The organism is Phaeobacter porticola, from assembly GCF_001888185.1.
In the GTDB taxonomy this organism is placed as follows: Bacteria; Pseudomonadota; Alphaproteobacteria; order Rhodobacterales; family Rhodobacteraceae; genus Phaeobacter; species Phaeobacter porticola.
The window spans coordinates 707,419-733,355 of record NZ_CP016364.1; the positions used below are offsets into that span (position 1 = coordinate 707,419).

Annotated in this window: 23 protein-coding genes; 13 read left to right on the plus strand and 10 right to left on the minus strand. The window is 61.4% G+C overall.

The window, feature by feature from the left end; genetic code table 11:
• Nucleotides 1-157 precede the first annotated feature (157 nt).
• The 4 genes from PhaeoP97_RS03490 to PhaeoP97_RS03505 are packed head-to-tail and all read left to right on the plus strand — an operon-like array spanning nucleotide 158 to nucleotide 3,604.
• Entirely contained in the window at nucleotides 158-1,219 is a 1,062-nt protein-coding gene (locus PhaeoP97_RS03490) for an ABC transporter permease (RefSeq protein WP_014875701.1), read from the plus strand.
• Complete coding sequence (locus PhaeoP97_RS03495) at nucleotides 1,219-1,995, plus strand: ATP-binding cassette domain-containing protein (protein WP_072503897.1); 777 nt, start codon at nucleotides 1,219-1,221, stop codon at nucleotides 1,993-1,995. The genes PhaeoP97_RS03490 and PhaeoP97_RS03495 overlap by 1 nt, the downstream gene beginning before the upstream one ends.
• Entirely contained in the window at nucleotides 1,992-2,636 is a 645-nt protein-coding gene (locus PhaeoP97_RS03500; RefSeq protein WP_072503898.1) for a nucleoside/nucleotide kinase family protein, read from the plus strand. The genes PhaeoP97_RS03495 and PhaeoP97_RS03500 overlap by 4 nt, the downstream gene beginning before the upstream one ends.
• Nucleotides 2,633-3,604, plus strand: a complete 972-nt coding sequence (locus PhaeoP97_RS03505; protein WP_072503899.1) for a carbohydrate kinase family protein — start codon at nucleotides 2,633-2,635, stop codon at nucleotides 3,602-3,604. The genes PhaeoP97_RS03500 and PhaeoP97_RS03505 overlap by 4 nt, the downstream gene beginning before the upstream one ends.
• An 85-nt stretch (nucleotides 3,605-3,689) precedes the next feature.
• Here the strand turns inward: PhaeoP97_RS03505 and eda are convergent, their stop codons facing one another.
• From eda to PhaeoP97_RS03555, 10 genes are all read right to left on the minus strand, one after another.
• Nucleotides 3,690-4,337 (minus strand): bifunctional 4-hydroxy-2-oxoglutarate aldolase/2-dehydro-3-deoxy-phosphogluconate aldolase, encoded by a 648-nt coding sequence (eda, locus tag PhaeoP97_RS03510; protein ID WP_072503900.1) that lies wholly within the window; start codon nucleotides 4,335-4,337, stop codon nucleotides 3,690-3,692.
• A 3-nt stretch (nucleotides 4,338-4,340) separates the two neighbouring features.
• Nucleotides 4,341-6,164: a phosphogluconate dehydratase gene (edd, locus tag PhaeoP97_RS03515; RefSeq protein WP_072503901.1), complete on the minus strand. Its 1,824-nt coding sequence runs from the start codon at nucleotides 6,162-6,164 to the stop codon at nucleotides 4,341-4,343.
• A gap of 66 nt (nucleotides 6,165-6,230) precedes the next feature.
• Entirely contained in the window at nucleotides 6,231-7,691 is a 1,461-nt protein-coding gene (zwf, locus tag PhaeoP97_RS03520; protein WP_072503902.1) for a glucose-6-phosphate dehydrogenase, read from the minus strand.
• Nucleotides 7,692-7,740: 49 nt separating this feature from the next.
• The gene (gene pgi, locus PhaeoP97_RS03525) at nucleotides 7,741-9,381 is read right to left on the minus strand and encodes a glucose-6-phosphate isomerase (protein WP_072503903.1); all 1,641 of its coding nucleotides are present in this window, start codon (nucleotides 9,379-9,381) and stop codon (nucleotides 7,741-7,743) included.
• 172 nt (nucleotides 9,382-9,553) lie between these two features.
• Nucleotides 9,554-10,549, minus strand: coding sequence for an ABC transporter ATP-binding protein (locus PhaeoP97_RS03530; RefSeq protein WP_072503904.1), 996 nt, complete (start codon nucleotides 10,547-10,549; stop codon nucleotides 9,554-9,556).
• A 12-nt stretch (nucleotides 10,550-10,561) separates the two neighbouring features.
• Nucleotides 10,562-11,653 carry a Gfo/Idh/MocA family protein gene (locus PhaeoP97_RS03535; RefSeq protein ID WP_072503905.1) on the minus strand — a complete coding sequence of 364 codons (1,092 nt, stop codon included), beginning with the start codon at nucleotides 11,651-11,653 and terminating at the stop codon, nucleotides 10,562-10,564.
• Between the two features lie 142 nt (nucleotides 11,654-11,795).
• Nucleotides 11,796-12,635 carry a carbohydrate ABC transporter permease gene (locus PhaeoP97_RS03540; protein ID WP_027246310.1) on the minus strand — a complete coding sequence of 280 codons (840 nt, stop codon included), beginning with the start codon at nucleotides 12,633-12,635 and terminating at the stop codon, nucleotides 11,796-11,798.
• Nucleotides 12,636-12,645: 10 nt separating this feature from the next.
• A complete protein-coding gene (locus PhaeoP97_RS03545) occupies nucleotides 12,646-13,572 on the minus strand; it encodes a carbohydrate ABC transporter permease (protein ID WP_072503906.1) in 927 nt (308 codons plus the stop codon).
• Between the two features lie 83 nt (nucleotides 13,573-13,655).
• Nucleotides 13,656-14,909, minus strand: a complete 1,254-nt coding sequence (locus PhaeoP97_RS03550) for an ABC transporter substrate-binding protein (RefSeq protein WP_072503907.1) — start codon at nucleotides 14,907-14,909, stop codon at nucleotides 13,656-13,658.
• Nucleotides 14,910-14,986: 77 nt separating this feature from the next.
• Nucleotides 14,987-15,928: an N-acetylmuramic acid 6-phosphate etherase gene (locus PhaeoP97_RS03555; RefSeq protein ID WP_072503908.1), complete on the minus strand. Its 942-nt coding sequence runs from the start codon at nucleotides 15,926-15,928 to the stop codon at nucleotides 14,987-14,989.
• Nucleotides 15,929-16,105: 177 nt separating this feature from the next.
• Between PhaeoP97_RS03555 and PhaeoP97_RS03560 the strand changes: the two genes are divergently transcribed.
• The 9 genes from PhaeoP97_RS03560 (at nucleotide 16,106) to PhaeoP97_RS03600 (ending at nucleotide 25,929) form a co-directional block, all read left to right on the plus strand.
• A complete protein-coding gene (locus PhaeoP97_RS03560) occupies nucleotides 16,106-17,008 on the plus strand; it encodes a glucosamine kinase nucleotide-binding domain-containing protein (RefSeq protein WP_072503909.1) in 903 nt (300 codons plus the stop codon).
• Complete coding sequence (locus PhaeoP97_RS03565; protein ID WP_072503910.1) at nucleotides 17,005-17,763, plus strand: GntR family transcriptional regulator; 759 nt, start codon at nucleotides 17,005-17,007, stop codon at nucleotides 17,761-17,763. The genes PhaeoP97_RS03560 and PhaeoP97_RS03565 overlap by 4 nt, the downstream gene beginning before the upstream one ends.
• Before the next feature lie 24 nt (nucleotides 17,764-17,787).
• Nucleotides 17,788-18,816 (plus strand): SIS domain-containing protein, encoded by a 1,029-nt coding sequence (locus PhaeoP97_RS03570; RefSeq protein ID WP_072503911.1) that lies wholly within the window; start codon nucleotides 17,788-17,790, stop codon nucleotides 18,814-18,816.
• Entirely contained in the window at nucleotides 18,813-19,973 is a 1,161-nt protein-coding gene (gene nagA / locus PhaeoP97_RS03575) for an N-acetylglucosamine-6-phosphate deacetylase (protein ID WP_072503912.1), read from the plus strand. The genes PhaeoP97_RS03570 and nagA overlap by 4 nt, the downstream gene beginning before the upstream one ends.
• A gap of 166 nt (nucleotides 19,974-20,139) precedes the next feature.
• Nucleotides 20,140-20,943 carry a class I SAM-dependent methyltransferase gene (locus tag PhaeoP97_RS03580; protein ID WP_157891226.1) on the plus strand — a complete coding sequence of 268 codons (804 nt, stop codon included), beginning with the start codon at nucleotides 20,140-20,142 and terminating at the stop codon, nucleotides 20,941-20,943.
• A 183-nt stretch (nucleotides 20,944-21,126) separates the two neighbouring features.
• Entirely contained in the window at nucleotides 21,127-22,254 is a 1,128-nt protein-coding gene (locus tag PhaeoP97_RS03585) for a CaiB/BaiF CoA transferase family protein (protein ID WP_072503914.1), read from the plus strand.
• Between the two features lie 72 nt (nucleotides 22,255-22,326).
• A complete protein-coding gene (locus PhaeoP97_RS03590) occupies nucleotides 22,327-24,315 on the plus strand; it encodes a CocE/NonD family hydrolase (RefSeq protein ID WP_072503915.1) in 1,989 nt (662 codons plus the stop codon).
• Nucleotides 24,316-24,526: 211 nt separating this feature from the next.
• Nucleotides 24,527-25,531, plus strand: coding sequence for a glycosyltransferase family 2 protein (locus PhaeoP97_RS03595; protein ID WP_072503916.1), 1,005 nt, complete (start codon nucleotides 24,527-24,529; stop codon nucleotides 25,529-25,531).
• Complete coding sequence (locus PhaeoP97_RS03600; protein WP_072503917.1) at nucleotides 25,528-25,929, plus strand: GtrA family protein; 402 nt, start codon at nucleotides 25,528-25,530, stop codon at nucleotides 25,927-25,929. The genes PhaeoP97_RS03595 and PhaeoP97_RS03600 overlap by 4 nt, the downstream gene beginning before the upstream one ends.
• Nucleotides 25,930-25,937: the final 8 nt, after the last annotated feature.

The window sequence follows — 25,937 nt, forward strand, 5'->3', positions numbered from 1 at the left end:
AGAGCTTGAGCGGCGTCAGTAGACGCTGACCATCAAGGCGAGCCATGGGGGCGGTGGAAACATCGCCCCCTCTGCGCCGCTGCGGACCTGTTTTGCTGCTGCGTTCTGGTCGCGGGTGCCTGTGCCCCACCGGACGCCGGATTTTACGGAGAGAGTTATGACCACGCCCCAAAGCTATGAAGCGGCGGCCAGCGGCAGCCCCGAGGCCGTTGCGGATTTCGACCAGGGAGAGACCTCCTTTATCAGTCGCTTTCAACATATGCTGCATGTGACCCCATCGCTGGTGCCGCTGATCGTGCTGGTGCTGTCGGTGATCGTGTTTGGGCTGCTGCTGGGCAGCAAGTTTTTTTCCCCCTTTGCGCTGACGCTGATCCTGCAACAGGTGGGCATTGTCGGCATTGTGGCCTGCGCGCAGTCGTTGGTGATCCTGACCGCAGGCATCGACCTGTCGGTAGGGGCTATCATGGTGCTCAGCTCGGTGGTGATGGGGCAATTCACCTTTCGCTATGGGTTGCCACCCGAGGTGGCGGTGGCCTGTGGGTTGATCTGCGGCACCATCTGCGGCTTTATCAATGGCTGGCTGGTGGCGCGGATGAAACTGCCGCCCTTTATCGTGACGCTGGGCATGTGGCAGATCGTGCTGGCGAGCAACTTCTTGTATTCGGCCAATGAAACCATCCGCAGCCAGACCATCGCTGCCGAGGCGCCGCTGCTGCAGCTGTTTGGCGAGAAAATCAAGATTGGCGGCGCGGTCTTCACCTACGGCGTGATCTTCATGGTCATACTGGTGGTTCTGCTGGCCTATGTGCTGCGCCACACAGCCTGGGGGCGCCATGTCTATGCGGTCGGCGACGATCCGGAGGCGGCAGAGCTGTCGGGGGTGAAGGTCACGCGGGTGCTGATCTCGGTCTATATGCTGTCGGGGCTGATCTGTGCCTTTGCCGGCTGGGCGATGATCGGGCGCATCGGGTCAGTCTCGCCCACCTCAGGACAGCTCGCCAATATTGAGAGCATCACGGCGGTGGTGATCGGCGGGATTTCACTGTTTGGTGGACGCGGGTCGATCCTGGGCACATTTTTTGGCGCGCTGATCGTGGGGGTCTTTACCCTTGGGCTGCGCCTTCTTGGAGCGGATGCACAGTGGACCTACCTGCTGATCGGCCTGCTTATCATTGCGGCGGTGGCCGTGGATCAATGGATCAGAAAGGTGTCTGTCTGATGGAACCTATTTTGAAAGCCCGTGGTCTGGTGAAGCGATACGGACGTGTGACCGCGCTGGATCATTGTGATTTTGATCTGATGCCGGGAGAGATCCTGGCGGTGATCGGTGACAATGGGGCGGGGAAATCCTCGCTGATCAAGGCGGTGTCCGGCGCGGTGATCCCGGATGCGGGGGAGGTCTGGCTGGAGGGGCGTCGAGTGCAGTTTCACACGCCCATTGATGCGCGCAAAGAGGGGATCGAGACGGTTTATCAGACGCTTGCGATGTCACCTGCGCTGTCGATTGCTGACAATATGTTCATGGGACGTGAGCTGCGTAAACCCGGCTGGCGGGGGTCCGTGCTGCGGCAGCTGGATCGCGCACGCATGGAACAGATCGCCCGTGACAAGCTGAACGAGCTGGGCTTGGCGACAATCCAGAACATCAATCAGGCGGTGGAAACCCTGTCGGGTGGTCAGCGTCAGGGCGTGGCTGTGGCGCGGGCGGCGGCCTTTGGTTCCAAAGTGATTATTCTGGACGAGCCGACTGCTGCGCTGGGCGTCAAGGAAAGTCGTCGAGTGCTGGAGCTGATCCAGGATGTGAAATCGCGCGGTATTCCGATCATCCTGATCAGCCACAATATGCCCCATGTGTTTGAGGTTGCAGATCGCATCCATGTGCACCGGCTGGGCAAGCGGCTGTGTGTGATTGATCCCAAACAGCACAGCATGTCGGACGCGGTCGGCTATATGACCGGCGCGCAGGTGCCATCCGAGGATCTGACTGCAGCATGACGCAGGAGATGACATCACTGGCAGATCTGGTGACGCAGGTGCAGGCGTTGCCGGTGGCCGAAGGGCGCGCGCGGCGACTGGTGGCGCTGGCAGGCGCGCCGGGCAGTGGCAAATCCACCCTGGCAGAGCTGCTGGTGCGGGCGCTCTGTGCGCAGGGGACGTCAGCGGCGGTGGTGCCGATGGATGGGTTTCATCTGGACAACAGGCTGTTGTCGGAGATGGACCTGCTGGCACGGAAGGGCGCCCCGGAGAGCTTTGATCAGCCGGGGTTCCTGCGTCTGATAGCGGCCATGGCGGTAGAAGACGAGGTGATTTACCCCGAGTTCGACCGCGTGCGGGACATTGCCATCGCAGGTGCCGCACGGGTGGATGCCGGTGTTGAGGTCGCCGTTGTGGAAGGCAATTATCTGATGTTTGACGCGCCGGGATGGCGCGATCTGGCGGCATTGTGGGATGTATCGGTGCGTGTCGATGTTCCGCGTGACATCTTGCGGGAGCGGCTTGTGGCGCGCTGGCAGGCCCATGGGCTGAGTGACGCCGAGGCAGAAGCACGGGCGGAGGGCAATGACCTGGCCAATGCAGATCGTGTGACTGCTGCGGCCCTGCCTGCGGATGTGATCTGGAGAGGTAAGACAGAATGATCCTGTGTTGTGGAGAGGCGTTGATCGACATGATCCCGGCGCCGGTTGCCGGGGCTGTGCCGGTGGTGGATGGCGCTGATGCGCAGACCGGGTTTGTGCCCCATTGCGGCGGCGCGGTGTTCAATACGGCGATTGCGCTGGGACGGCTGGGGCGAAAAACCGGCCTGTTCACCGGCCTGTCGCGCGACCTGTTCGGCCAGCAGCTGGCGGCGGCGCTGACGGCGTCGCATGTGGATCACGGGTTTGCAGAACGGTCCGATCAGCCCTCCACGCTGGCCTTTGTGCATCTGCGTGACGGTCATGCGGAGTATCACTTCTTTGACGAGAATTCCGCCGGGGCCAGCCTGCGTCCTGACCGGTTGCCGGAGCTGTCCGAGGATGTGGACACGTTGTTCTTTGGCGGAATTTCCCTGTGCAATGGCGCCGCGGCGGAGACCTATGCAGCGCTGGCGGCGCGCGAACGGGGACGCCGGATCATTATGATCGACCCTAACGTGCGCGCCGGGTTTGCCAAGGATGAGGCGGCCTATCGCAGCCGCTTGGCGGCGATGGTGGCGAGGGCCGGGATTGTCAAAGTCTCGGACGAGGATCTGCACTGGATCTATCCGGGCGATGCACCGATTGAGGAGAAAATCCGCCAAATTCTTGCCGGAGAGGCCGGGATGGGACCTGGGCTGGTGATCCTGACGCTGGGCAGCAAGGGCGCGAAAGGGTTCCTGCGGTCCGGCCCCACGGTCGAGGTGCCCGCACAGGTGGCGGTGGTTGCGGATACCGTCGGGGCTGGCGATACGTTCAATGCAGGGTTTATGGCCGCCGCGACCGAGGCTGGTGTGTTGGCGGATGCGGCCAGCGGTGAGATGGATCCCGAGCAGCTGCGCGCCTGTCTGGGCTACGGCGCACGGGCCGCCGCCGTCACCGTTTCCCGCCCAGGTGCCAATCCGCCCTGGCGGGGCGAGCTGGAAAACTGAGGCGATAGTCGCCCCTGGGAGAGAAAAAACGCCGCCCGGCTCATGGCTTGGGCGGCGTTTTGCTATTGGTTTGGTGTGTTTGAGGTCAGCGTGGCAGTTGGCTGGCGGCGCGGGCGAGGTCGCGGATGGCGTCCCAGTCGCCTGCCTCAACCAGTTTGGCCGGGGCGACCCAGCTGCCACCGGCGCAGACCACGTTGGGCAGCGACAGGTAGCTATCTGCATTGTCCGGGCTGACGCCGCCGGTCGGGCAGAAACTGATCTGCGGCAGGGGTGCGCCGATGGCCTTGAGCGCGGGGGCGCCGCCTGAGGCCTCAGCCGGGAAGAATTTCAGCATGTCATAGCCGCGGTCCAGCAGGCGCATCGCTTCGGAGGCGGTAGCGGCACCGGGCAGCATCGGCAGACCTGCGGCCTCAGCCGCGTCCAGTAGCGTATCGGTGGCGCCGGGGGAGACGCCGAACTGCGCACCGGCTGCAACGGCGCGGGTGACATCCTCCGGCGTGATCAGCGTACCGGCGCCAACAACGCCGCCCTTGACCTTGGCCATTTCGGCAACCACATCCAGCGCGGCAGGGGTGCGCAGGGTGACCTCCAGCGCGGGCAGGCCACCGGCGACCAGCGCCTCCGCCAACGGGCGGGCATGGGCGACGTCATGGACAACCAGCACCGGCACGATGGGGGCCAGTTGGCAGATCTCGCGCGCACGGGTGCTGGCGTCTTGTGGGGTGATGGCCATGGGTCAGTCTCCGATCAGGGTCGAGAATACGGTGGCGCCGGTATCGGCAGAGGTGACGGCGTTGCGGAACAGCGCGAACATCTCGCGGCCAGTGCCGTGCTGATAGGCGGAGAGGTCGGCCAGCACCGGTTCGCGGTCGTCAAAGCCTTCGGCCCTGACCTCTAGCGTACCTGTGAGGGCATCAACCCGCACCATGTCACCGTCGCGCAGTTTGGCAATCGGACCACCATCGAGGGCCTCCGGCACCACATGGATGGCGGAAGGGATCTTGCCCGAAGCGCCGGACATGCGGCCATCGGTGACCAGAGCCACCTTTTGTCCGCGCCCCTGCATGATACCGAGGAACGGCGTCATCGAGTGGAGTTCCGGCATGCCGTTGGCCTTTGGCCCCTGAAAGCGGACAACGATGATCATGTCGCCTTTGTCCAGCTCTCCGGCTTTGAAGGCGGCTTTGACCTCGTCCTGGTCGTGAAAGACACGGGCGGGGGCTTCGACCATGCGGTGCTCGGGCGCGACGGCGGAGATTTTCATCACGCCAGTGCCAAGATTACCGGACAGGCGCGCCAGACCGCCGGTGGGCTGGAAGGGGGCGCTGGCGGGGCGAATGATCTTGTCGTTGAGGCTCTCGGCGGCGCCGGGTTTCCACACCAGACCTTCGTCGCTAAGGAAGGGTTCGGCGGTGTAGCTCTCCAACCCGCTGCCTGCGACCGTTCGCGTATCGGGGTGGAGGTGACCTGAGTTCAGCAACTGGCCGATCACATAGCCCAGACCGCCGGCCGCATGGAAGTGGTTCACATCGGCCAGACCGTTGGGATAGACCCGCGCCAGCAGCGGCACCACGTCAGAGAGTTCGGAAAAATCCTGCCAATCCAGAATGATGCCGCCAGCGCGGGCCATGGCGATCAGGTGGATCAGCAGATTGGTGGAGCCGCCGGTGGTCATCAGCCCGACAATGCCGTTCACATAGGCGCGTTCATCCAGAATATCGCAGACCGGCGTGTAGTCATTGCCAAGCGCGCTGAGCGCCAGAGCGCGGCGGGCGCCTTCCTCCGTGAGGGCGGCGCGCATGTCAGTACCGGGATTGACGAAGGAGGAGCCGGGCAGGTGCAGGCCCATGAACTCCATCAGCATCTGGTTGGTATTGGCCGTGCCGTAGAAGGTGCAGGTGCCGGGGCCGTGATAGGCGGCCATCTCGGATTTCAGCAGCTCGTCACGCCCGATTTCACCAGCAGCGAATTTCTGGCGGACCTTGGCCTTGTCATCGTTGGAGATGCCGGAGGTCATCGGACCGGCGGGCAGGAACACCGCAGGCAGATGGCCAAAGACCTGCGCGCCGATGACCAGACCCGGCACGATCTTGTCGCAGACGCCGAGATAGACAGTGGCATCAAACACGTTGTGGCTAAGGGCGATTCCGGTGGCCATGGCGATGGTGTCGCGGGAGAACAGGCTGAGTTCCATGCCGGCTTCGCCCTGGGTGACGCCATCGCACATGGCCGGCACGCCACCGGCCACCTGCGCGGTGCCGCCAACGCGGCGCACGGCGTCGCGGATCCGCTGCGGATAGGTTTCAAACGGCTGATGTGCCGAGAGCATGTCGTTATAGGCGGTGACGATGCCGAGGTGCCCGGCGGTGCCTTCGGCGAGGGGCATCTGATCCTCGCCCGTGGCGGCATAGGCATGGGCCTGACCGCTGCATGACAGATGGGCGCGGGCGGGGCCTTTGCCCTTGGCGGCGCGCATCCGGTCGAGATAGGCGGCGCGGGGTTTGGCGCTACGGGCAATAATTCGGTCTGTGACGTCGCGGACTGTTTGGTTCAAACGCATCGGGTGCCTCTTTCAGTCGTCAGGTGCCGGTTGGTCGGATCGTGTCGGGAGCGCGGGCGGGCAGGCTCAGGAGCCGATGCCACGCCAACGGCGATTGTCGCGGTGCATCAGGAGCAGGGCATCCTCTGGCCCGGAGCTGCCGGGATCGTAGGGTTGCGGCGTGTCATTGCTGTGGTCGGTCCAGCCCGCGATGATCGGGTCGGCCCAGGCCCAGGCGGCCTCGACCTCATCACCGCGCATGAACAGGGTCTGGTTGCCCCGGATCACATCCATGATCAGCCGTTCATAGGCATCCTGAGGGCGTCCGGCCTCTGGCAGGCTGTCGGCGAAGGTCATGTCGAGATTGGCACCGGTGAGGCGCATGCCGCCAGGGCCGGGATCCTTGATCGTGGTGCGCAGGGTGATGCCCTCATCCGGTTGCAGGCGGATCACCAGCACATTGCCCTTGATACCGCCGGTGCCGGTGTCCTCGGCAAAGATGTTGTGCGGCGGATCGCGGAAGAACACGGCGATTTCCGACTCGCGGGCGCGCAGGCATTTGCCGGTGCGCAGGTAAAACGGCGTGCCGGCCCATCGCCAGTTGGCGACCTCCACCTTCATTGCGATAAAGCTTTCGGTGGTGCTGGCGGGGTTGCCTGCATGTTCGCGGTAGGAGTCCCCCTCCGGGCCGCGATACTGGCCACGGGCGATCTGATCCGGGGCGACGGGGTTCAGCGCCTCGATCACCTTCACCTTTTCGTCGCGCACGGCGTTGGGGGTGAAACGGGCGGGGGGCTCCATCGCGGTGAGGCACAGGAGCTGCATCAGATGGTTCTGGACCATATCCCGCATCGCGCCGGATTTGTCATAATATTCGCCGCGCCCTTTGACGTCGATGCTCTCGGCAACGGTGATCTGCACATGGTCGATGTGCGAGGAATTCCACAGGGGTTCAAAGAGCGAATTGGCAAAGCGCAGGGCCATCAGGTTCTGGACGGTCTCTTTGCCCAGATAATGATCAATACGGTAGATCTGATGTTCTTCGAAATTGGCGCGCAGGGCGGCGTTCAGCGCCTGGGCTGAGGCCAGGTCATGGCCGAAGGGTTTTTCCAACACGATACGGCTGTCGGGCGTGGCGATCCCGGTGGAGCGCAGACGGCCCGCGATATCGGGGAACAGGCTGGGCCCGACCGAGAGGTAGAAGGCGCGGATAGCATCATCGCGCAGCAGATCGCCAAGGGCCTGCCAGCCGTTGTCGCCGCGCGCATTGACGGCGGTGTAATGCAACAGATCCACAAAAGCGGCGATTTCGTCGTCGCTGGTCTCGCCCGGCTGGCCATAGGTGCGAATGGCGTCGGCAACCATCTCCTGAAACCCGTGGCGATCCATCTCGCTGCGCGAGGTGCCGATAATGCGGCAATCGTCGGAGAACTGGCCGATCTGGAAGCGGTGGAACAGGCTGGGCAGGATCTTGCGACGGGCAAGGTCACCGGTCGCGCCAAACAGCACGAGGTCAAAGGACTGGACGGGAATGACGCGGGAAACCATGGCTCTCTCTCTGACAGCTCGAAGGGGAAATTGGCGGTCTTGTTGGTGGCTAGGGGTGCGGATGGGTGAGTTTCGACAAAAGGCCCCGGGTGGAGCCGTCTTTGGCCTCATATGCCTCAGCCTGGGCGGAGCCGTCGACCAGCGGCAGCAGGCTGACGGCCAGTTCCTTGCCGAGTTCAACCCCCCATTGGTCAAAGGAGTTCAGTCCCCAGACCACCCCTTCGACGAACACACGGTGTTCATAGAGCGCGATGAGCTGACCCAGCACAAAGGGGGTGAGTTTCGGGTAGGCGAGGGTGACGGAGGGGCGATTGCCAGTGAAGGACAGGTGGCCTGCCATCTGTTCCAGCGCATCGCCGGTAAAGCCACGTTTGGCGGCGATGGCGCGGGCCTCCTTGCGAGCACGGCCCAGCATCAGGGCTTCGGATTGGGCGAGGCAGTTGGAGACCAGCAGCTGGTGGTGATCGGTCAGATCCCCCTCATGTGCCTCAGCGGCGATCAGGAATTCGGCAGGCACCACGCGGGTGCCCTGATGCAGCAACTGGTAGAAGGCGTGCTGGCCGTTGGTGCCGGGCTCGCCCCAGACGATAGGGCCAGAGTCGTGCGGCAGGGGGCTGCCATCCAGTGCGACGCTCTTGCCGTTGCTTTCCATATCCAGCTGCTGGAGATAGGCTGGGAAGCGGGCCAGACGCTGGTCATAGGGCAGAATAGCGCGGCTGTCGTAGCCACAGATATTGTGGTGCCAGACGCCGGTCATGGCGAGCATCACTGGCAGGTTTTCGCGAAACGGCGCGGTGCGGAAATGGCGGTCCATCGCAGCGGCGCCGGACAGGAACTGGCGGAAATTCTCGGCCCCGATGGCGATCATGATCGGCAGACCCACCGGCCCCCAGAGCGAATAGCGCCCGCCAACCCAATCGGCAAAGCCAAAGACCCGTTCGGGGGCAATGCCAAAGGCTGAGGTTTTGTCTCGCGCGGTCGAAACGGCGGCCAGATGCGCAGAGGCGCCATCCCCCAGTGTGGCACGCAGCCAGCCCAATGCGGTGCGGGCATTGGTCATGGTCTCGATGGTGGTGAAGGTCTTGGAGGCGATGATCACCAATGTGGTCTGCGGATCCAGCCCCTTCAGCGTGTCGGCAATATGGGCGCCATCCAAGTTGGACACAAAATGGCAGCGGGGACCGTCATGGTAGGGCGCCAGCGCCAGCGTTGCCATGGCGGGGCCAAGGTCGGAGCCGCCAATGCCGATATTGATCACATCGGTGAATTTTGCGCCTGTCCCGGAACGGATGCTGCCATCGCGCAGCGCCTCGGCAAAGCTCTCCATCTGTTGCAGGGTCTGGCGGATGGCGGGCAAGACATCGTCACCATCGACTTTGATCGGTTCATCGGTCTGTGCCCGTAGGGCAGTGTGCAGCACGGCGCGGTCTTCGGTCGTGTTGATCTTGTCGCCACGGAACATCTGGCTGATGCGATCGGCAAGACCGGCCTCGGCCGTGATCCGCTCCAGAAGCGAGAGCGCGGTGGTGTCGAGCGCGGTTTTGGAATAGTCCAACAGCAGACCGTCGGTTTCTGCCGAGAAGGCCTGAAAGCGATCCGGTGCGTCAAAGCGGGACAGAAGGGACACATCGGCAGTCTGCGCGCGATGCTGTGCCAGAAGTTGCCAGGTTTGCGTCTGGGTCTGCGTCATCGTCCGTCTCCCTCGGGTATCTCTGCCCTGTTGCGAATCACTCAAGGGCATCGCTGACGTCTAGTTAGCGCTAACATGTGTATTTGTAACGCCCTAATATAGCAGTTTGCGCTGTCTAGCCCAAATAGTGCCGTCTTGACCGGTGGTGACTGCGGATAGGCGGGGCTTGGGTTCAGATCCGCTGGCCTGCCTCATCAAAGCTGAGGCAGTTGGCGGGATCGAAATCAAACTGCAGAGTCTCACCGACATTGGTGTCATGCTGGCCAAAGAGCCGCGCGGTGAAGGTGAGATCCTCACCCATATCGACCAGGATATTGGTATCTCCGCCCAGTTTTTCCACGTGGATCACCTCGCCGGTGAGCGGGCCATCCGGGCTGATGCGGGCGTATTCCGGGCGTATTCCGATGAACTGTCCGGGGTTGCCACCAAGGCGTTGCGCCGGCACAAAATTCATCGCAGGCGCGCCGATGAATTCCGCCACAAAGCGATTGGCAGGATTGTTGTAAAGCTCCATCGGGGTGCCGACCTGTTCAATGCGGCCATCACGCAGCACGACAATTTTATCCGCAAGTGTCATCGCTTCGATCTGGTCATGGGTGACGTATATCATGCTGGCCGACAGCTGGCGGTGGAGGCGGGCGATTTCCAGACGGGTGTTCATGCGCAGGGCGGCATCGAGGTTGGAGAGCGGTTCGTCAAACAAGAACAGCTTAGGTTCGCGCACCACGGCGCGGCCAATGGCGACACGCTGGCGTTGCCCGCCGGAGAGTTCGGAGGGGCGGCGGTCCAGGTAGTCTTCTAGCGACAACATGCGGCTGGCTTCGGCGACGCGGGCGGCGATTTCCTCCTTGGGCTGGCGTTCCTGTTTCAGAGCCAGCGCCATGTTCTCGCGCACCGAAAGATGCGGGTAAAGCGCGTAGGATTGGAACACCATCGCGATGCCGCGCTTGGCGGGGGGCGTGGTGGTCACGGTCTGCCCACCAATGCTGATCTCGCCTGCGGTGGCATCCTCCAGCCCGGAGATGACCCGCAGCAGGGTGGATTTGCCACATCCCGACGGGCCGACAAAGACCACAAATTCGCCGTCTTCGACGGTGAGATTGATGTCTTTCAGCACCTCGACTGGGCCGAAGGATTTGCAGACATTGGTAAGCTGTAGGGCGGTCATGGCGGAAATCCTTCAGGTCTTCGGGGTCAGAAAGGGAGAGGCGGGCGCTGTGGCCTCGGCCTCTGTCAGGTCAGATGTCAGATCGACAGGCGCGCCGCTGCGGATGCTCTGGTCGGCGGCCAGACAGATCGCCAGCGAGGCAACGGCGTCCTGCATATGCCGATCCATGTTTAGGTCGTCGGCAATGACGCGCAGCATATGGGCCTGTTCAGCGGCGCAGAGGGCATTGTGATCGGGCTCTGCGGGCAGGTCGATGCGTCGGTCCGGGGTGCCTTGCGTGCTGCGATGTACGATCAGGCTGCCGACGGCGGTATGGCTGTCCACATCGTCCGAGCCGCTCTTGTCTGTTTCGGTGATCGAGACGGAACCATTCGGGGATACCACGTCTTTTACGAAATAGGCGGTTTCGGACATCATCGGTCCCCAGCCGGCCTCGTACCAGCCGACGGAGCCGTCGGAGAAACTCACCTGAAACTGGCCGTAGTTATACATATCCTCGGCGATCTCATCCGACAGGCGCAGGCCGATGCCATGGACGCGCTGTGGCGTGGCATCGGTGATCTGGCACATCACATCGACGTAATGCACACCGCAATCCACGATCGGAGAGGTGGTCTGCATCAGCGCCTTATGGGTGTCCCATGTCGGCCCATCGGACTGCTGGTTGAGGTTCATGCGGAACACATAAGGCGGGCCGAGATCGCGTGCCTCGGCAATCAGACGCTGCCAGCTGGGGTGGTGGCGTAGGATATAGCCCACCATCAACTTGCGGCCAAGACGGCGGGCGGTATCGGTTACGGCGCGGGCATCGGCAACCGTGGTGGCCAGCGGCTTTTCAACAAAAACATCCGCACCGGCCTCCATCGCAGCGATGGCATAGGGCGCGTGGCTGTCGGAATAGGTGGCGATGACCACCAGATCGGGTTTGGTCTGCGCCAACGCCTGATGGAAATCGCTATAGACCGGATAGTTCTGCAAGGGGGCCTGTGCGGCCGCGCCAGAGCGGTTGACGAGGCCGACAATGTGCGCGGTTTCGTCATGGTGATGGGCCAGAGCATGGGAAAACCCCATATTGCCGAGGCCTGCAATCAGAACACGGGTCATTGGCTGTCTCCTGAATGGCGGTTCAGCTGCATGGCGATTGAGTGCGCCGGACCAAGAGATGACAGAGGTCTGCCATCTTGGGGGGCTGGTCCGGCGCGGCCCGGCATTGCAGCCGGGCAGGGGGATGGGTTGAGCGGTAGCATCATTTCACCGCCCCGGAGGTGATGCCGCGAATGAGCTGGCGTGAGAAAATCACATAGAGCACCATCACCGGCAGGATCGCCATCGACAGGGCGGATAGCACGGCGTTCCAGTCGGTGACGAACTGCCCGATGAAGACCTGGCTGCCGAGCGTTAGCGTCTTGGTCTCCTCGGCCGGGGCCAGGATCAGCGGGAACCAGAGGTCGTTCCAGATCGGGATCATGTTGAAAACCGCGACCGTCGCCATGGCTGGACGCACCAGCGGCAGGACCAGCCGGAAGAAGATGGTGTATTCCGACAACCCGTCGATGCGGCCGGCGTTTTTCAGATCGTCGCTCACCTGTTTCATAAATTCCGACAGGATGAACACCGCCAGCGGCAGCCCTTGCGCGGTATAGACAAGGATCAGCGCGGTCAGCGTGTTCACCAGGCCGGTGTCCACCATCAGCTCCAGAATGGCGACGGTGCCGATGCGGATCGGGATCATGATGCCCAGGGCGAGGTACAGGCCGAGCAGCATATTGCCCTTGAACCGGTACTCCGCGAGGGCAAAGGCGGCCATGGCGCCAAACAGCAGCACAAGTGCGAGGGAGACCACGGTGACAATCATTGAGTTCTGGAAGTAGAGGAAGAAATCCCCCTGCTTCAGGACGGTCTGATAGCCGACCAGCGAGAATGTGTCGGACGTGGGCAGCGCGAGCGGATCACGAAAGATCGCTTTGCGGGTTTTGAAGCTGTTCACCAGAATGACGAAGACCGGAAACAGGGCGATCAGTGTGTAGGTGATCAGCGCACCATGGGCAAGGATGCTGTTGAACGGGTTTGAACGGGATTTATGCATCATCGGATCCTCAGAACTGGTAGCGGCGCAGACGGGTCTGGATGCCGAAGAGATAGATACAGACACCGATCAGAATGATCCCGAACATGGCGGTGGCAATGGCGGACCCCATATGCGGATCGCCCAGTTGCAGCTGAAAGCCGAAGAAGGTGCGATACATAAATGTGCCAAGGATATCGGTGGAGAAATCCGGCCCGGCGAGCGCGCCTTGGGTGGTGTAAATCAGGTCGAACGCATTGAAGTTGCCCACAAATGTCAGGATTGAGATGATCCCGATGGACGGCAGGATCAGCGGCAGTTTGATCTTCCAGAAGGCGGACATGCCGGTGATACCATCAACCTCACCCGCCTCGATCACCTCTTCGGGGATCGACAGCAGGGCTGCGTAGATCAGCATCATCGGGATGCCGACAAATTGCCAGACAGAGATCAGCGCCAGCGTGGTCAGCGCGTAGTCTTCTTTGCCCAGCCACGGGGCGAACAGCCATTTCAGGCCGATGGCGTCCAAGAGGTCGGGGGTGATGCCCCAGATTGGCGAGAGGATCAGTTTCCAGGCAAAGCCGACGATGACAAAGCTGAGGATGGTCGGCACAAAGATGGCGGTACGATAGAGCGCTGCAAACCGGAGCCGGGGATGGCTGAGGATCGCCGCCAGTGCCACCCCGATAGGGTTCTGCACCAGCATATGAACAAAGAAGAACCAGAAGTTGTTGCCAAGCGCATTCCAGAACTGTTCCGACCAATTGGGGTTGCCAAACAGGGTCTCGAAATTCGCAAGGCCCACAAATTGGCGGATCTGGTCGCTCTCGCTGTAAAGCGCGAGCCGCAGAGTATTGAACAGCGGGAAAATCATGATGGCGGTGTAGACCAGCACAGCGGGCGCCAGAAAAACGGCGATATGCCAACGTCTGCGCGGTTTATAAGGGGTGTTTTGCATGATGTGTCCCATCTGTCGGCGGGTCCGGGCCGCATGGGGCCGCCCGGACGCCTGAGTGTCAGGTCAGTCAGGTGGTGGCGCGCTTACTTCTGCGGCTCGTACCAGCTGGCCAGACCCTCTTGCAGGTCTGCGCCCAGATCAGCAGGAGCTTTGGTTCCTTTGATCGCAGCGACGGAGGCACCCCAAGTCTCGTTTTCGAGGTTCGGCGTGCCGCGCGACAGGATCTGATAGGTGGAGCGGATGGTGCTCTCACACTCACCACGCCAGGAGACGAACTCCTGCGCCAGCGGATCTTCCATCGCGACCTCATGGTTCGACAGCGAGAAGAAGCCCGGCAGCGCGTTTGCGTAGATGCTGGCGAATTCAGCAGAGCCGACCCAGTTCAGGAAGGTCTTGGCAGCCTCGGCATTGGGGGAGGCTGCGTTCAGGCCAACCGCGATATCGGTGTGATCCGAGATGTAGCAGGTGTCGCCCGCCGCTTTGACTGGCGGTTTGAAGGCGCCCATTTCAAAATCAGCCTGAGTGTTGAAGCCGGAGATTTCCCAGCTGCCCGCCGGATAGATTGCAGCGCGGCCCAAGGTGAAGATGTTCTGGCTGTCAGGATAGGTCTGCGCCTCATAGCCATCGCCCATGTAAGCACCCCATTTCGACAGGGTCTCATAGGGGGCAACCCACTGATCATCGGTCAGTTTCTGCTCACCTGCGATCAGGGCAAGACGGCCTTCCTCACCCTTCCAGTAGTTCGGGCCAATGTTGTTGTAGCCCATGGTGGCGGCTTCCCACTGGTCGTTGGTGCCCATGGCCAGAGGCACGTAGTTGCCGTCTTCCTTGATCTTTTCCAGCGCCGCAAAGAACTCATCTTCGGTTTCGGGCACATTCACGCCCAGCTCGGCAAAGGCGTCTTTGTTGTAGATGAAGCCGTGGATCACAGAGGCAATCGGCACGCAGAAAGTCGCGGAGCCATCGTCGGTCTGCCATGCGGATTTGGCCACATTGGAGAAGCTGCCCATGGCGTCAAGATCTGAGAGATCGGCCAGCTGACCCTTGTCATAAAGGCCAAGCGAAGCATCAAAGGGGCGACAGGTGATCAGATCGCCGGCGCTGCCTGCATCCAGTTTGGAGTTCAGCACCGCATTGTATTCTGCCGGGGCAGAGGGGGTGAACTTCAGCTTGATGCCGGGGTTGGCCGCTTCAAAGGCGGGGATAATTTTGTCCTGCCAAAGGGCGAGGTCGTCATTGCGCCAGCTCTCAATGGTCAGCGTCACGTCTTCAGCAGCTGCGGCGCCGCCGATCATGGTCGAGCCGAGCAGTGCGAGGGTAAAGAGTTTCCGTGTCATTCAGTATCTCCCAGTTTGCATGTTTGGTATTTTTAATCAGGGTCTTGGTGACCTCTTGGGTGGCGCGTGGCCGACCGTTACACCTGTGCGAGCGCGGCTCGCAGGTTGTTCTTGTTGTGGCGCAGCAGTGTTTCTGCCGCGGTGGGTGAGGCGGCCCCCTGCAGCAGCAGAATAGCGGGTTTCACCGCACCGCCGGTTTGATCCAGCGCGCGGGCCGCGGCCTCTGCGTCCTGCTGGGTAAGGGTGCTGACAATGCGGATCGCGCGCTGGCGCAGCTTGGCATTGTCGGCGATGAGGTTGACCATCATACCGTCCATCACATGCCCCATCCGGATACCGGCCAGGGTCGACATCATATTCAGAGCGGCCTTTTGCGCAGTGCCGGCCCCCATGCGGGTCGATCCTGCGATAACCTCTGGTGGGGTGGGCAGGCAGATCGCTACATCCGCCAGGTTCAGAAGCGGTGTCTTGGCATTGTTGGCAATGGCGATGACCTTGGCTCCGGCGGCCTGCGCCGTCCGGGCAAAGCCCATCGGAAAGGGGGTGCTGCCGCTGGCAGAAAGGGCGATGACCACATCATTTGCGGCAACAGTCGCAGCGGCTTTGGCACCTGCCGCGTCGTCATCTTCGGTATGGCCGGGCATACGCCCGTTGGCAGGGATGCCGCCAGCCATATGAATGGAAATCTGGTCGGCGTTGATGCCGAAGGTGCCGGGCAGCTCTGCGCCATCAGCCAGTGCCATCAGGGCAGAAGATCCTGCGGCCGCGTAATACAGATGGCCGCCATTGTGCAGGCTGTTGGTGAGCAGGTCCGCACCGGCCGAGATGGCTGTGCGGGCGCTGGCAACGGCTTCTAATGCACGCAGTTGACCGTCCAACAGGGTGTCGAGAATCTCCGCATCGGCGCGCAGATCCAGCCCCTGAGCATCAGGGTGCAGCGTCTCTGTCTGCGCCGTAGATTGTGCCTCTGTCTGCGCAGACGTGCCGGCCTTGGGTGGCTGATCGCTCCTCGATCCCATGTGATTCCTCCCCCTCAGGTGAATGAGAAGTATTTAATACCTATACAATACCACTTGTCTACCATTTAATTTTTTTGCAGTGTTTTTCGCCTTTTATCAATGGCTAAGCATACCTGTGGCTTGTCTGGCGGGTCGATAGGTCTTTCTTTTCATTAAGAGGTATTGTATAGGTATTGCATGACTGACTCGCATTTTCCATATCTGATCGCCGTGGACGGAGGTGGGACCTCCTGCCGCTTTGCCCTGCTGAAATCAGGAGCGACACCGCCGCAGCGGCTGGTGGTGACTGGCGGCAGTGCCAATGTTTATACGGCGCCCGATCAGGCGGTTGCGACCCTGAGTGCCGGATTGGCGGATTTGCAGCGGCAGTCGGGTCTGACCGATGCGGTGTTTTCTCAGATACCGGTCTATGCCGGACTGGCCGGTGTCATTGATCGTGAGTCTGCCGCACGTGTCGCGGAGGCCCTGCCTCAGGCGCATGTCCGGGTGGAAGATGACCGCATGCCCGCTGTGGTGGGCGCATTGGGAGAGGAGACCGCCAGCCTCATCGGGGTTGGCACCGGGTCGTTCCTCGGGCGTCAGGTGGCCGGTCAGGTTACCCTTATTGGCGGCCATGGTACGGTTTTGGGGGATGAGGCCTCAGGCGGTTGGCTGGGGCGGCGTGTGTTGCAGTTGACCCTGCAGGCTGCTGAAGGGGTTGAGCTGATGACGCCGCTTCTACGCAGTTGTTTGCGCGATTATTCCAATGAGACAGCGAAGATCGTCCGGTTTGCCCAGACCGCTCGGCCGGTGGCCTTTGGCGCCTATGCGCCGCGCGTGGCCAAGGCTGCGGCGGAGGGTGATGCGGCGGGTCAGCGGCTGATGGCGGAGGGCGCAGAGTATCTGTGCAACGGGCTGCAGGCGCTGGGGCGTCGGCCTGAGGAACCTGTTTACCATATTGGGGGTGTCGCCGCGCAATACGCCGCCTATCTGCCTGCGGATGTGGCGGATTACCTGCGCGGGGCAGAAGGTTCACCGCTGGACGGCGCGCTGGAGCTGTCACGCCGATTTGCCCGCGAAATCGCGCAGGAGGTGGTATGACGGTCGAGGATTTCCTGAAACCTGCGGCTTGGTTGGAGGACGCCGCAGGGCCACGCTATGTGCGGCTGCGCCAACGGATTGAGGACGGGGTTGAGAGCGGGCTGCTGCCAAAAAGTGCGCCGCTGCCCGCCGAGCGGGAGATTGCCACACTCACCGGGCTGTCGCGGGTCACCGTACGCCGCGCCATGCAGGATCTGGTGGATCGCGGCATTGTGGTCCAGCGGCAGGGGTCTGGCAGTTTTGTGTCCGATGGCACGCCAAAGGTCGAGCAATCGCTGTCAAAACTGACGTCTTTTACCGAAGATATGGAGCGGCGCGGCTATGACACCAGCGTTGAGTGGCTGGAGCGCGGTATCCACACTCCGTCGCCGGAGGAGGTGATGGCGCTGGCGCTTACGTCTGGCGAAGCTGTGGCGCGCATCGCCCGCCTGCGCAGCGCTAACGGGCGACCCATGGCTATTGAGCGGGCCTCGCTGCCAGTTGATATCCTGCCTAACCCGCAAGCCGTCCAGGGGTCGCTCTACGAGGTGCTGGAACAGTCCGGCAATCGTCCTGTACGGGCCTTGCAGCGTATTTCAGCCATCAACCTGCCCGAGCGGGAGGCCCAGATGCTGGGGGTTGAGCCTGGTATGGCGGGGCTGAGCATCGCGCGCACATCTTATTTGCGAAACCGCCGTGTGGTGGAGTTCACCCGCTCCATCTATCGCGGCGATGCCTATGATTTCGTCGCCGAGCTGAGGCTTGGAACGACCTAACCTGGCAACCCTGAGGAGGGGACCATGACAGATATCACCAAAATGCGTCGCGAGATCGACGAGATCCCGACGGCTGTCGACCGGTTGCTGAGCCGGGGCGATGCCGACATCGACGCGGTTGCCGATGCGGTACACGCGCTTGATCCCAATGTCATGGTCACCGTGGCGCGCGGCTCGTCCGATCATGTCTGTACCTACCTGAAATACGCCAGCGAGATTCTGTTGGGCGTGCCAGTGGCCTCGGTCGGCCCTTCTGTTGCCTCGATCTACAAGGCACCACTACGGCTGAAGGGCGCATTGAGCCTTGCGGTGTCACAATCTGGTAAAAGCCCGGACATCGTCGCCATGGCCGAAAGCGCGCGCCGCGACGGCGCACTGGCTGTGGCTTTGACCAATGATGCGGCTTCGCCGTTGGCGGCAGCGTCGGATCACACACTGGACATTCACGCAGGTCCTGAGTTGAGCGTGGCGGCGACCAAGACCTTTGTGACCTCTGCGGTGGCGGGGCTGTGGTTGCTGGCAAAATGGGACCGCAATCAGGCCTTGCTGGCGGCGCTCCATACGTTGCCAGATCAATTAGATCGGGCCTGCCGGATTGACTGGCCCGAGGTGCGAGATGCCATCGGCGCGCGGTCATCCCTGTTCACATTGGGCCGGGGTCAGGCGCTGGCGGTGTCGAATGAGGCGGCGCTGAAGTTCAAGGAAACCTGCCAGCTGCATGCAGAGAGCTATTCCTCGGCGGAGGTTCTGCACGGGCCGGTGTCGATTGTGGAAGAGGGGTTCCCGGTGCTTGGCTTTGCGGCGGCGGATGCGGCGGAGGGCGCGCTGGCGGGCATTGCCGATCAGATCGCGGCTAAGGGCGCGCAGGTCTTTGCCACCACGGATAAGGTCACGGCGGCGCAACGCGTGGACCATGTCCGCACCGATCATGCGCTGACAGACCCGATTAGTCTGATCGTGTCTTTCTATGCGATGGTCGAGGCCTTTGCTGCGTCGCGCGGGATCGACCCGGATGCACCGCGTCACCTGAAGAAAGTGACGGAAACGGTATGACCGGAAATCGGCATATTCTGCGTGCGCTGACTGGCGCGCGTATTCTGACCCCTGTGGGGTGGGAGGATGATTTTGCGCTGGTATTGCGCGGCGATCAGATCGCGGCGGTTCTGCCGATGGGCAAACTGCCCGAGGGGGTCGAGGTTACGGCACTTGATGGCGGGATCCTGACAGCGGGGTTTGTCGACCTGCAGGTCAATGGTGGCGGCGGGGTCATGTTCAATGACGCCCCCGATCTGGAGCAATTGCAGGTCATTGCCGCAGCACACGCAAGGATTGGTGCAACCTCGATCCTGCCAACGCTGATCACCGATACGCCGAATTTCGTTGCCCGCGCGATTGAGGCGACCGTCGAGGCGATTGCTGCTGGTGTTCCGGGCATCGCCGGGTTGCATCTGGAGGGGCCACATCTGGCGGTCTCCCGCAAGGGCGCACATGATGCGTCATTGATACGCCCGATGAGCGAGACCGATCTGGAGATGTTATGCGCAGCGGCCAGCCGGTTGCCGGTGCTGAAGGTGACCCTGGCCTGCGAAGCGGCGACCCCGGCGCAGATCCGGCAGTTGAGCGAGGCCGGCGTGCTGGTGTCGCTGGGCCATACTGATGCAAGTCATGCCGATTGCGTGGCGGCGGTTGCGGCGGGCGCGCGCTGCGTCACCCATCTGTTCAATGCCCAGAGCCAGCTCGGCAATCGCGAACCCGGTGTTGTCGGCGCAGCGCTTGATCTTGGCGGGTTGTCAGCGGGGTTGATCGCTGACGGTGTGCACGTGCACCCAGCGTCGATACGGGCGGCACTGGCGGCAAAGACCGGACCGGGGCAGGTGTTTCTGGTTAGCGATTCCATGGCCACCGGAGGCTCCGACATTGACCGATTTACGCTGAATGGTCGCGAAATCCGCCGTGATAACAACCGTCTGACGCTGGCTGATGGCACCCTTGCGGGCGCCCATCTGAAGCTGGAAACGGCGGTGCAGATCCTGGTTGAGGGTTGTGATGTCCCGCTGGAGACGGCGCTGGAAATGGCCTCTACCCGGCCTGCAGACCTGATTGGGCGATCTGATCTGGGACGTCTGCAACCCGGCGCGCGCGCTGACGTGCTGCATCTGAACAACGCGCTGGAGCTGCAGCAAGTCTGGCAGGGCGGGCTGGCGCTGTAGTTGCTGTTGCGACGGTTCACGGGGAGAGAGCATCCACGGTGAAAACTTGCGCCAAATATGTTGTTAGGGCCGCAAGCTGTGTTGGTCTGCTTCGAGCCCTCAGCAGCATTTTGAGTTTCGTAGTTTTCCTTGTAACGTGGGAATTTAGGCTATTGGGAGCGCGATGATGGCTGACCCTTTTCAAGACGTGGATTCCGCTGGACCTGAATTCGTCAAAATGTTCGCTGATGCGATGGACGTGCGTCAATCCGACCCCACAATGGAGAAAATTGTTGCGTCCTATTTGGACCGTCTACCTTTCGCCGCCGACAGTCTAACCATCGAGGTCGGGGCTGGTGCCGGTGCGGTCACACGGCGCATCGCAACATTGGCACATCCGACGAAGGTCGTAGGGTACGAGCCGTCAAAGGGCTTTGTAAACGAAGCGATTGAACGATCAAGCGGCCATTCCAACTTATCATTCGTGGTTGCGGATGGGGCGTCGCTACCGATTAAAGATAAAACTGTTGATGCAGTGGTCATGCACACTGTTTTGACGCACGTGACGCATCCAGAATCTCTTTTGGCTGAGGCATTTAGAGTGCTAAAGGCTGGCGGATCGCTTGTCATATGCGACGCGGATTTTTCAAAATCCACATTCAGTAGCATTCCAAATGACCCGCTAAATATTTGCGCCCAAGAATTTGTCCGCGAATTTGTCACTGACGCGTTCATCGTCGGAAAATTAAGGACCTTGATTGCAAACGCTGGCATGGAGATCGCCAGCTTTGATGTGACCAGCCGAGTCGTCACATCGCGCGAACAAATGCGACCATGGGTCGAAGTTACAACAAAGCAAATGGTTGAACGTGGTGACATTGGAAAAGACTTAGCGGATGCGCTAGTAGCAGAACATGATCGCCGTGCAGAACTGGGTTCACTCTACGGATATCAAGCTTTCGCGACAGCAATTGCACGGAAGCCATACTAGCTGAACCGGCGAACGGCAGCTTAGTCCCACATGGCTGACCGAAATCTAATGTAAACCCCCTCATTATTTGATCAAATTATTTGCCCGCAGGGGAAGGGATAGGCTAAGTCTCTGTCAGAACACTCTGCCGTGCCTTGGCAGAGGGATGCCTCGCACATTGCGGGTGCACTGACAGGAGAGCCCATGACACCGCTTGCAGGTCTGAAGGTGGTCGAGCTGGCCCGTATTCTCGCAGGGCCATGGATTGGCCAGTCGCTTGCCGATCTGGGGGCGGAGGTCATCAAGGTCGAGAGCCCCGAGGGCGATGATACCCGTCGCTGGGGACCGCCCTTTATTGAGCGCGATGGTGACAAAACGGCGGCTTATTACTATGCGGCGAACCGGGGCAAATCCTGCGTCACTGCGGATTTTCGCACCGAGGATGGCAAGCAGACGGTGCTGGAGCTGATCCGGGGTGCCGACATTCTGATCGAGAATTTCAAAGTCGGTGGGCTGGCGAAATACGGGCTGGACTATGACAGTTTGAAAGCGGTCAATCCACGTCTGATCTATTGTTCGGTCACCGGATTTGGGCAGGATGGCCCTTATGCGGCGCGGGCGGGCTATGATTTTCTGTTGCAGGGGATGTCCGGGCTGATGTCGATCACTGGCGCGCCGGAGGGCGAGCCGCAGAAGGTGGGCGTGGCGATCACCGATATTGTCACCGGGCTTTATGGCACTATCGGCATTCTGGCAGCGGTGGAACAGCGCCACAGCACCGGGCGCGGCCAGCACATCGACATGTCGCTCTTGGACTGTGCCACGGCTGTGCTGGCCAATCAGAACATGAACTATCTGGCCACCGGCACCAGCCCGACCCGGATGGGCAATGAGCATCCCAATATTGCGCCTTATCAGGTGATGGCGGTGCGTGACGGCCATGTGATCCTTGCCGTGGGCAATGACGGTCAGTTTGCGCGGCTTTGCGCGGTGCTGAATATGGCGGGGCTGGCGGATGATCCGCGATTTGCCTCTAATCAGCTACGGGTGGCCAACCGGGGCGATCTGACGCCGATGCTGGCGGCGGCGCTGGCGCAATGGGGGCAGGCGGATCTGTTGGCGGCGCTGGAGGCCGCAACTGTGCCTGCAGGGCCGATCAACACCATCGGGCAGGCGTTTGACGATCCGCAGATCAAGCACCGCCAGATGCAGATCGCACCGGAAGATGTGCCCGGTGTGCGGGGCCCTTGGGTGTTTTCCGATGCGGAGCTGGCCTTGGAGAAAACCGCACCGATCCTGCCGGTGGCGCAGGATATGTCGCAGGGAGACTAGACCTCCGGATCGCCGACCGATTGGGTGGGCGGCAACAGCTTGAGATTGAACCAGACAGGAAGAGGGCGCGCCATGGCGATGGAGATCACTGGAGTTGAACATCTGTGGATCCCGCTGCCAGATGGGCGTCGGCTGGCGGCGCGGATGTGGCGGCCAGCGGCAGAGGGGCGTTATCCTGCGATCCTGGAATATCTGCCCTATCGCAAACGCGACGGTACGGCGCCGCGTGATGCCACCACACATCCGGTTTTTGCGGCTGAGGGCTATGTCTGTCTGCGGGTGGATATTGCCGGCACGGGCGACAGTGAGGGGCTGTTTGACGATGAGTATTCCGAACAGGAGCTGAGCGACGGCGAGGCGGTGCTGGCCTGGCTTGCGGCGCAGGCCTATTGCGACGGAAATATCGGCATGATCGGGATTTCCTGGGGCGGCTTCAACGGTTTGCAGTTGGCCGCACGTCAGCCAGAGGCGTTGAAGGCGGTGGTCAGCGTGGCCTCAACCGTGGATCGTTATGCCGATGATATCCATTTTATGGGGGGCTGCCTGCTCAGCGATAATGCCAATTGGGCGTCGCAAATGTTGGCCTATCAAACCCGCCCGCTGGATCCCGAGCTGCGCCCGGATTGGCGCGAGGCCTGGGTGGAGCGGATCGAGACGCTGCCGTTTATGGCCGCGGATTGGCTGTCCCATGCGCAGCGTGATGATTTCTGGAAACACGGGTCGGTCTGCGAGGATTGGTCTGCGATCACGGCGCCGGTGCTGGCGATCACCGGCTGGGCCGATGCCTATGTGAACGCGCCGCCTGCCTTGGCGGCCAATATGCAGGCCCCGGCGAAGGCACTGATCGGCCCCTGGGAGCATCGTTATGCGCATATTTCCAAGCTGGAGGCGCATGATTTCCACGGTGAGGTGCTGCGCTGGTTTGATCGCTGGCTGAAGGGCGCAGACAGTGGGGCAGAGGCTCTGCCGGATTATCGCACCTACATGCAGGAGCATTTCAACCCGACCAAGGAAAACAAACCCCGGCAGGGGCGCTGGATTGCTGAGACCGCATGGCCCTCCCCAAATGTGCAGGAGGTGACGCATCATCTTGGGCCGCAGGGCAATTTGCAGACTGTCCCGGAGGATGGAGAGGCTGTGGTGTCTAACCCGGCAACCCTTGGTGCCGCCGGGGGTTATTTTTGCGCGGGCATGCGGATTGACAATGAGCTGCCGGGTGATCAGGCGAGCGATGATGCGCTGTCGGCCTGTTTCGATACGGCACCGCTGGACATCCCGCTGGAGCTGTTGGGGCGGGCGCGGGTGCGGCTGGCGTTCTCTGTCGACAAACCTGTGGCGCAAGTGATGGCGCGGCTGTGTGACGTGGCCCCGAATGGCGTGTCGCAGCGCATTACTTACCGTGGGCGGAACCTCTGCCATGATGAGAGCCATGAACGTGCCGAGGCGCTGGTGCCGGGCAAGCGGTATGAGGTGGAGTTTGCCCTCAATGAATGTGCGCATCACCTGCGGGCAGGGCATAAGCTGCGGCTGGCGCTGTCGACGTCTTACTGGCCGATTGTCTGGCCCAGCCCGGAACCTGTGGCGCTGACCCTGCATCTGGAGGGATGTGCGCTGATCCTGCCGGAACGTTTGGTCGCTGAGGAGGTCGAAGCGCAGGCGCCAAGCGCCGCGCGGGATTATCCGACCTATCAGGCAGAGGTCACCCGCGCCCCATCCGGCACATCCAACACCTATGAAGAGGCCGACGGCACGCAGGTGCTGGAGACCTTTGATGACTATGGATCGGCCATTGATCCAGTACACGGGATGGAGGTCGGCAGCCATGTCGCCATGCGCTATGCGGTGCATCCTGATGATCCGGCCAGCGCCACCTTTGCCAGCCAGTGGCGGTTTACATTCGCGCGCGGTGACTGGCAGGTGCAGGTCGATACCGACAATGAGATGCGCGGTGATCGGGAGGATTTCCACCTCTGGCGCAGGGTTGTGGCCACTGAAGGTGCCGGGCAGACTGAGGTCTGCGTTAAGGAATGGACGCGAAGCCTGCCGCGCGATTGTTTGTGATTTCGCATCAAATCCTGTTAAAAATCGCTGTTTTTCCCCGGATTGACCCCCAGTTCGCCACGGTTTGGCCACGTTCTGTGACCAAAAACGGAACTGCGCGTTAACCATTTCGGGTGAGAATACCCCCCTTGAGATGTTTTCATCGCGCTGGAATGCCGGGCGGATGGTCCCCCGGTTGTGAGCAGACGATAAACAGAATTGGGGCGAGAAGGTGCATCTATCCGTTGTTGTACCCTGCTATAATGAGGAAGAGTCCATTCCCCTGTTGGTGGATCGGTTGGTGCAGGCAATCGAACCCTGGGCGAAGCGGGCCGAGATCATTCTGGTCGATGATGGCTCCAGCGATGAAACCTGGGCCGCGATGGAGGCCGCGCATAGGCGGCATCCGGTGGTACGGGGCATTCGCCTGTCGGCCAACCGTGGCCATCAGGTGGCGCTGACCGCAGGTCTGGAGGCCGCGACAGGCGCGCGGATCTTCATGCTGGATGCTGACCTTCAGGATCCGCCAGAAATTCTGCCCGACATGATGATGATGATGGATCGCGGCTATGACGTGGTTTATGGTCGCCGCGCCGAACGTCAGGGCGAAACCCTGTTCAAGAAGGCGACGGCCTATCTGTTTTATCGCTTTCTCAATACGCTGTCCGATGTGGATATCCCCAAGGATACTGGTGATTTCCGTCTGGTGAGCCGTCGCTCGCTGGATGCGGTGCTGAAGATGCCTGAACGGGCACGGTTCATCCGTGGTATGTTCGCCTGGGCCGGATTCCACCAGATCGGATTGGAGTATGTCCGCGAGGCACGCGTGGCGGGCGAGACGAAATATCCTTTCAAGGCGATGCTGCGCTTTGCCACCGATGCGCTGACCGGGTTCTCGACCAAACCGTTGAAAATGGCTACGCGGCTGGCGTTCTTCAGCTTGCTGGTGACCGTGCTGATGGCGATCTATGTCTTTGGCTCGCTGATCCTATTCAACACGGTTGCAGGTTGGGCTTCGGTTCTGTTGGCGATCTCTTTCTTCTCGGCGATCCAGCTGCTGACGCTGGGGATCCTCGGCGAATATGTCGGACGGCTTTATATGGAGAGCAAACAGCGGCCGCTTTACTTCCTGTCACAGGAGACCGGGCATCCTGCCGCCCATGCCATTGATTTCACCAGTGAAAGCCGACCGATCACAACAACGCCCAAGGCTCCCGTCCAAAAAGAAGCGTCATGATCCGCGCCGTCGTTCAGAAGGACCTCGGCCAGTTGATCCGCTTTGCCATTGTGGGTGTCTCGGTTGCGGCGATTTATGTCCTGCTGTTTCTGGCATTCTTGCAGATCGGACTAGCAACATGGCTGGCTAACGCACTGGCCTTTGGTCTGGCGGTATTGGCGCAATACGTCGGGCAGACGGTCTGGACCTTTCGCCAGAAATTGGCCCGACAGGATCAGGCGATGCGATTTGGCTGCACGGTTGGGCTTGGGTTTGTCACCTCAGCGCTGGTGACCGGGATAATCGGGCCGATGCTGGGGTGGTCTGACTGGATGGCGGCCACCATCGCGGCCCTGCTGCTGCCGGTGCAGAATTATGTATTTTTCAAAATTTGGGTCTACGCCGAACGCGGCGCGTAAACAGGAGC

What these genes read in the sequence shown, in the direction of transcription:
- PhaeoP97_RS03490 (WP_014875701.1), top strand. Translation starts at nt 158, where the DNA reads ATGACCACGCCCCAAAGCTATGAAGCGGCGGCCAGCGGCAGCCCCGAG.
- PhaeoP97_RS03495 (WP_072503897.1), top strand. Translation starts at nt 1,219, where the DNA reads ATGGAACCTATTTTGAAAGCCCGTGGTCTGGTGAAGCGATACGGACGT.
- PhaeoP97_RS03500 (WP_072503898.1), top strand. Translation starts at nt 1,992, where the DNA reads ATGACGCAGGAGATGACATCACTGGCAGATCTGGTGACGCAGGTGCAG.
- PhaeoP97_RS03505 (WP_072503899.1), top strand. Translation starts at nt 2,633, where the DNA reads ATGATCCTGTGTTGTGGAGAGGCGTTGATCGACATGATCCCGGCGCCG.
- eda (WP_072503900.1), bottom strand. Translation starts at nt 4,337, where the DNA reads ATGGCCATCACCCCACAAGACGCCAGCACCCGTGCGCGCGAGATCTGC.
- edd (WP_072503901.1), bottom strand. Translation starts at nt 6,164, where the DNA reads ATGCGTTTGAACCAAACAGTCCGCGACGTCACAGACCGAATTATTGCC.
- zwf (WP_072503902.1), bottom strand. Translation starts at nt 7,691, where the DNA reads ATGGTTTCCCGCGTCATTCCCGTCCAGTCCTTTGACCTCGTGCTGTTT.
- pgi (WP_072503903.1), bottom strand. Translation starts at nt 9,381, where the DNA reads ATGACGCAGACCCAGACGCAAACCTGGCAACTTCTGGCACAGCATCGC.
- PhaeoP97_RS03530 (WP_072503904.1), bottom strand. Translation starts at nt 10,549, where the DNA reads ATGACCGCCCTACAGCTTACCAATGTCTGCAAATCCTTCGGCCCAGTC.
- PhaeoP97_RS03535 (WP_072503905.1), bottom strand. Translation starts at nt 11,653, where the DNA reads ATGACCCGTGTTCTGATTGCAGGCCTCGGCAATATGGGGTTTTCCCAT.
- PhaeoP97_RS03540 (WP_027246310.1), bottom strand. Translation starts at nt 12,635, where the DNA reads ATGCATAAATCCCGTTCAAACCCGTTCAACAGCATCCTTGCCCATGGT.
- PhaeoP97_RS03545 (WP_072503906.1), bottom strand. Translation starts at nt 13,572, where the DNA reads ATGCAAAACACCCCTTATAAACCGCGCAGACGTTGGCATATCGCCGTT.
- PhaeoP97_RS03550 (WP_072503907.1), bottom strand. Translation starts at nt 14,909, where the DNA reads ATGACACGGAAACTCTTTACCCTCGCACTGCTCGGCTCGACCATGATC.
- PhaeoP97_RS03555 (WP_072503908.1), bottom strand. Translation starts at nt 15,928, where the DNA reads ATGGGATCGAGGAGCGATCAGCCACCCAAGGCCGGCACGTCTGCGCAG.
- PhaeoP97_RS03560 (WP_072503909.1), top strand. Translation starts at nt 16,106, where the DNA reads ATGACTGACTCGCATTTTCCATATCTGATCGCCGTGGACGGAGGTGGG.
- PhaeoP97_RS03565 (WP_072503910.1), top strand. Translation starts at nt 17,005, where the DNA reads ATGACGGTCGAGGATTTCCTGAAACCTGCGGCTTGGTTGGAGGACGCC.
- PhaeoP97_RS03570 (WP_072503911.1), top strand. Translation starts at nt 17,788, where the DNA reads ATGACAGATATCACCAAAATGCGTCGCGAGATCGACGAGATCCCGACG.
- nagA (WP_072503912.1), top strand. Translation starts at nt 18,813, where the DNA reads ATGACCGGAAATCGGCATATTCTGCGTGCGCTGACTGGCGCGCGTATT.
- PhaeoP97_RS03580 (WP_157891226.1), top strand. Translation starts at nt 20,140, where the DNA reads ATGGCTGACCCTTTTCAAGACGTGGATTCCGCTGGACCTGAATTCGTC.
- PhaeoP97_RS03585 (WP_072503914.1), top strand. Translation starts at nt 21,127, where the DNA reads ATGACACCGCTTGCAGGTCTGAAGGTGGTCGAGCTGGCCCGTATTCTC.
- PhaeoP97_RS03590 (WP_072503915.1), top strand. Translation starts at nt 22,327, where the DNA reads ATGGCGATGGAGATCACTGGAGTTGAACATCTGTGGATCCCGCTGCCA.
- PhaeoP97_RS03600 (WP_072503917.1), top strand. Translation starts at nt 25,528, where the DNA reads ATGATCCGCGCCGTCGTTCAGAAGGACCTCGGCCAGTTGATCCGCTTT.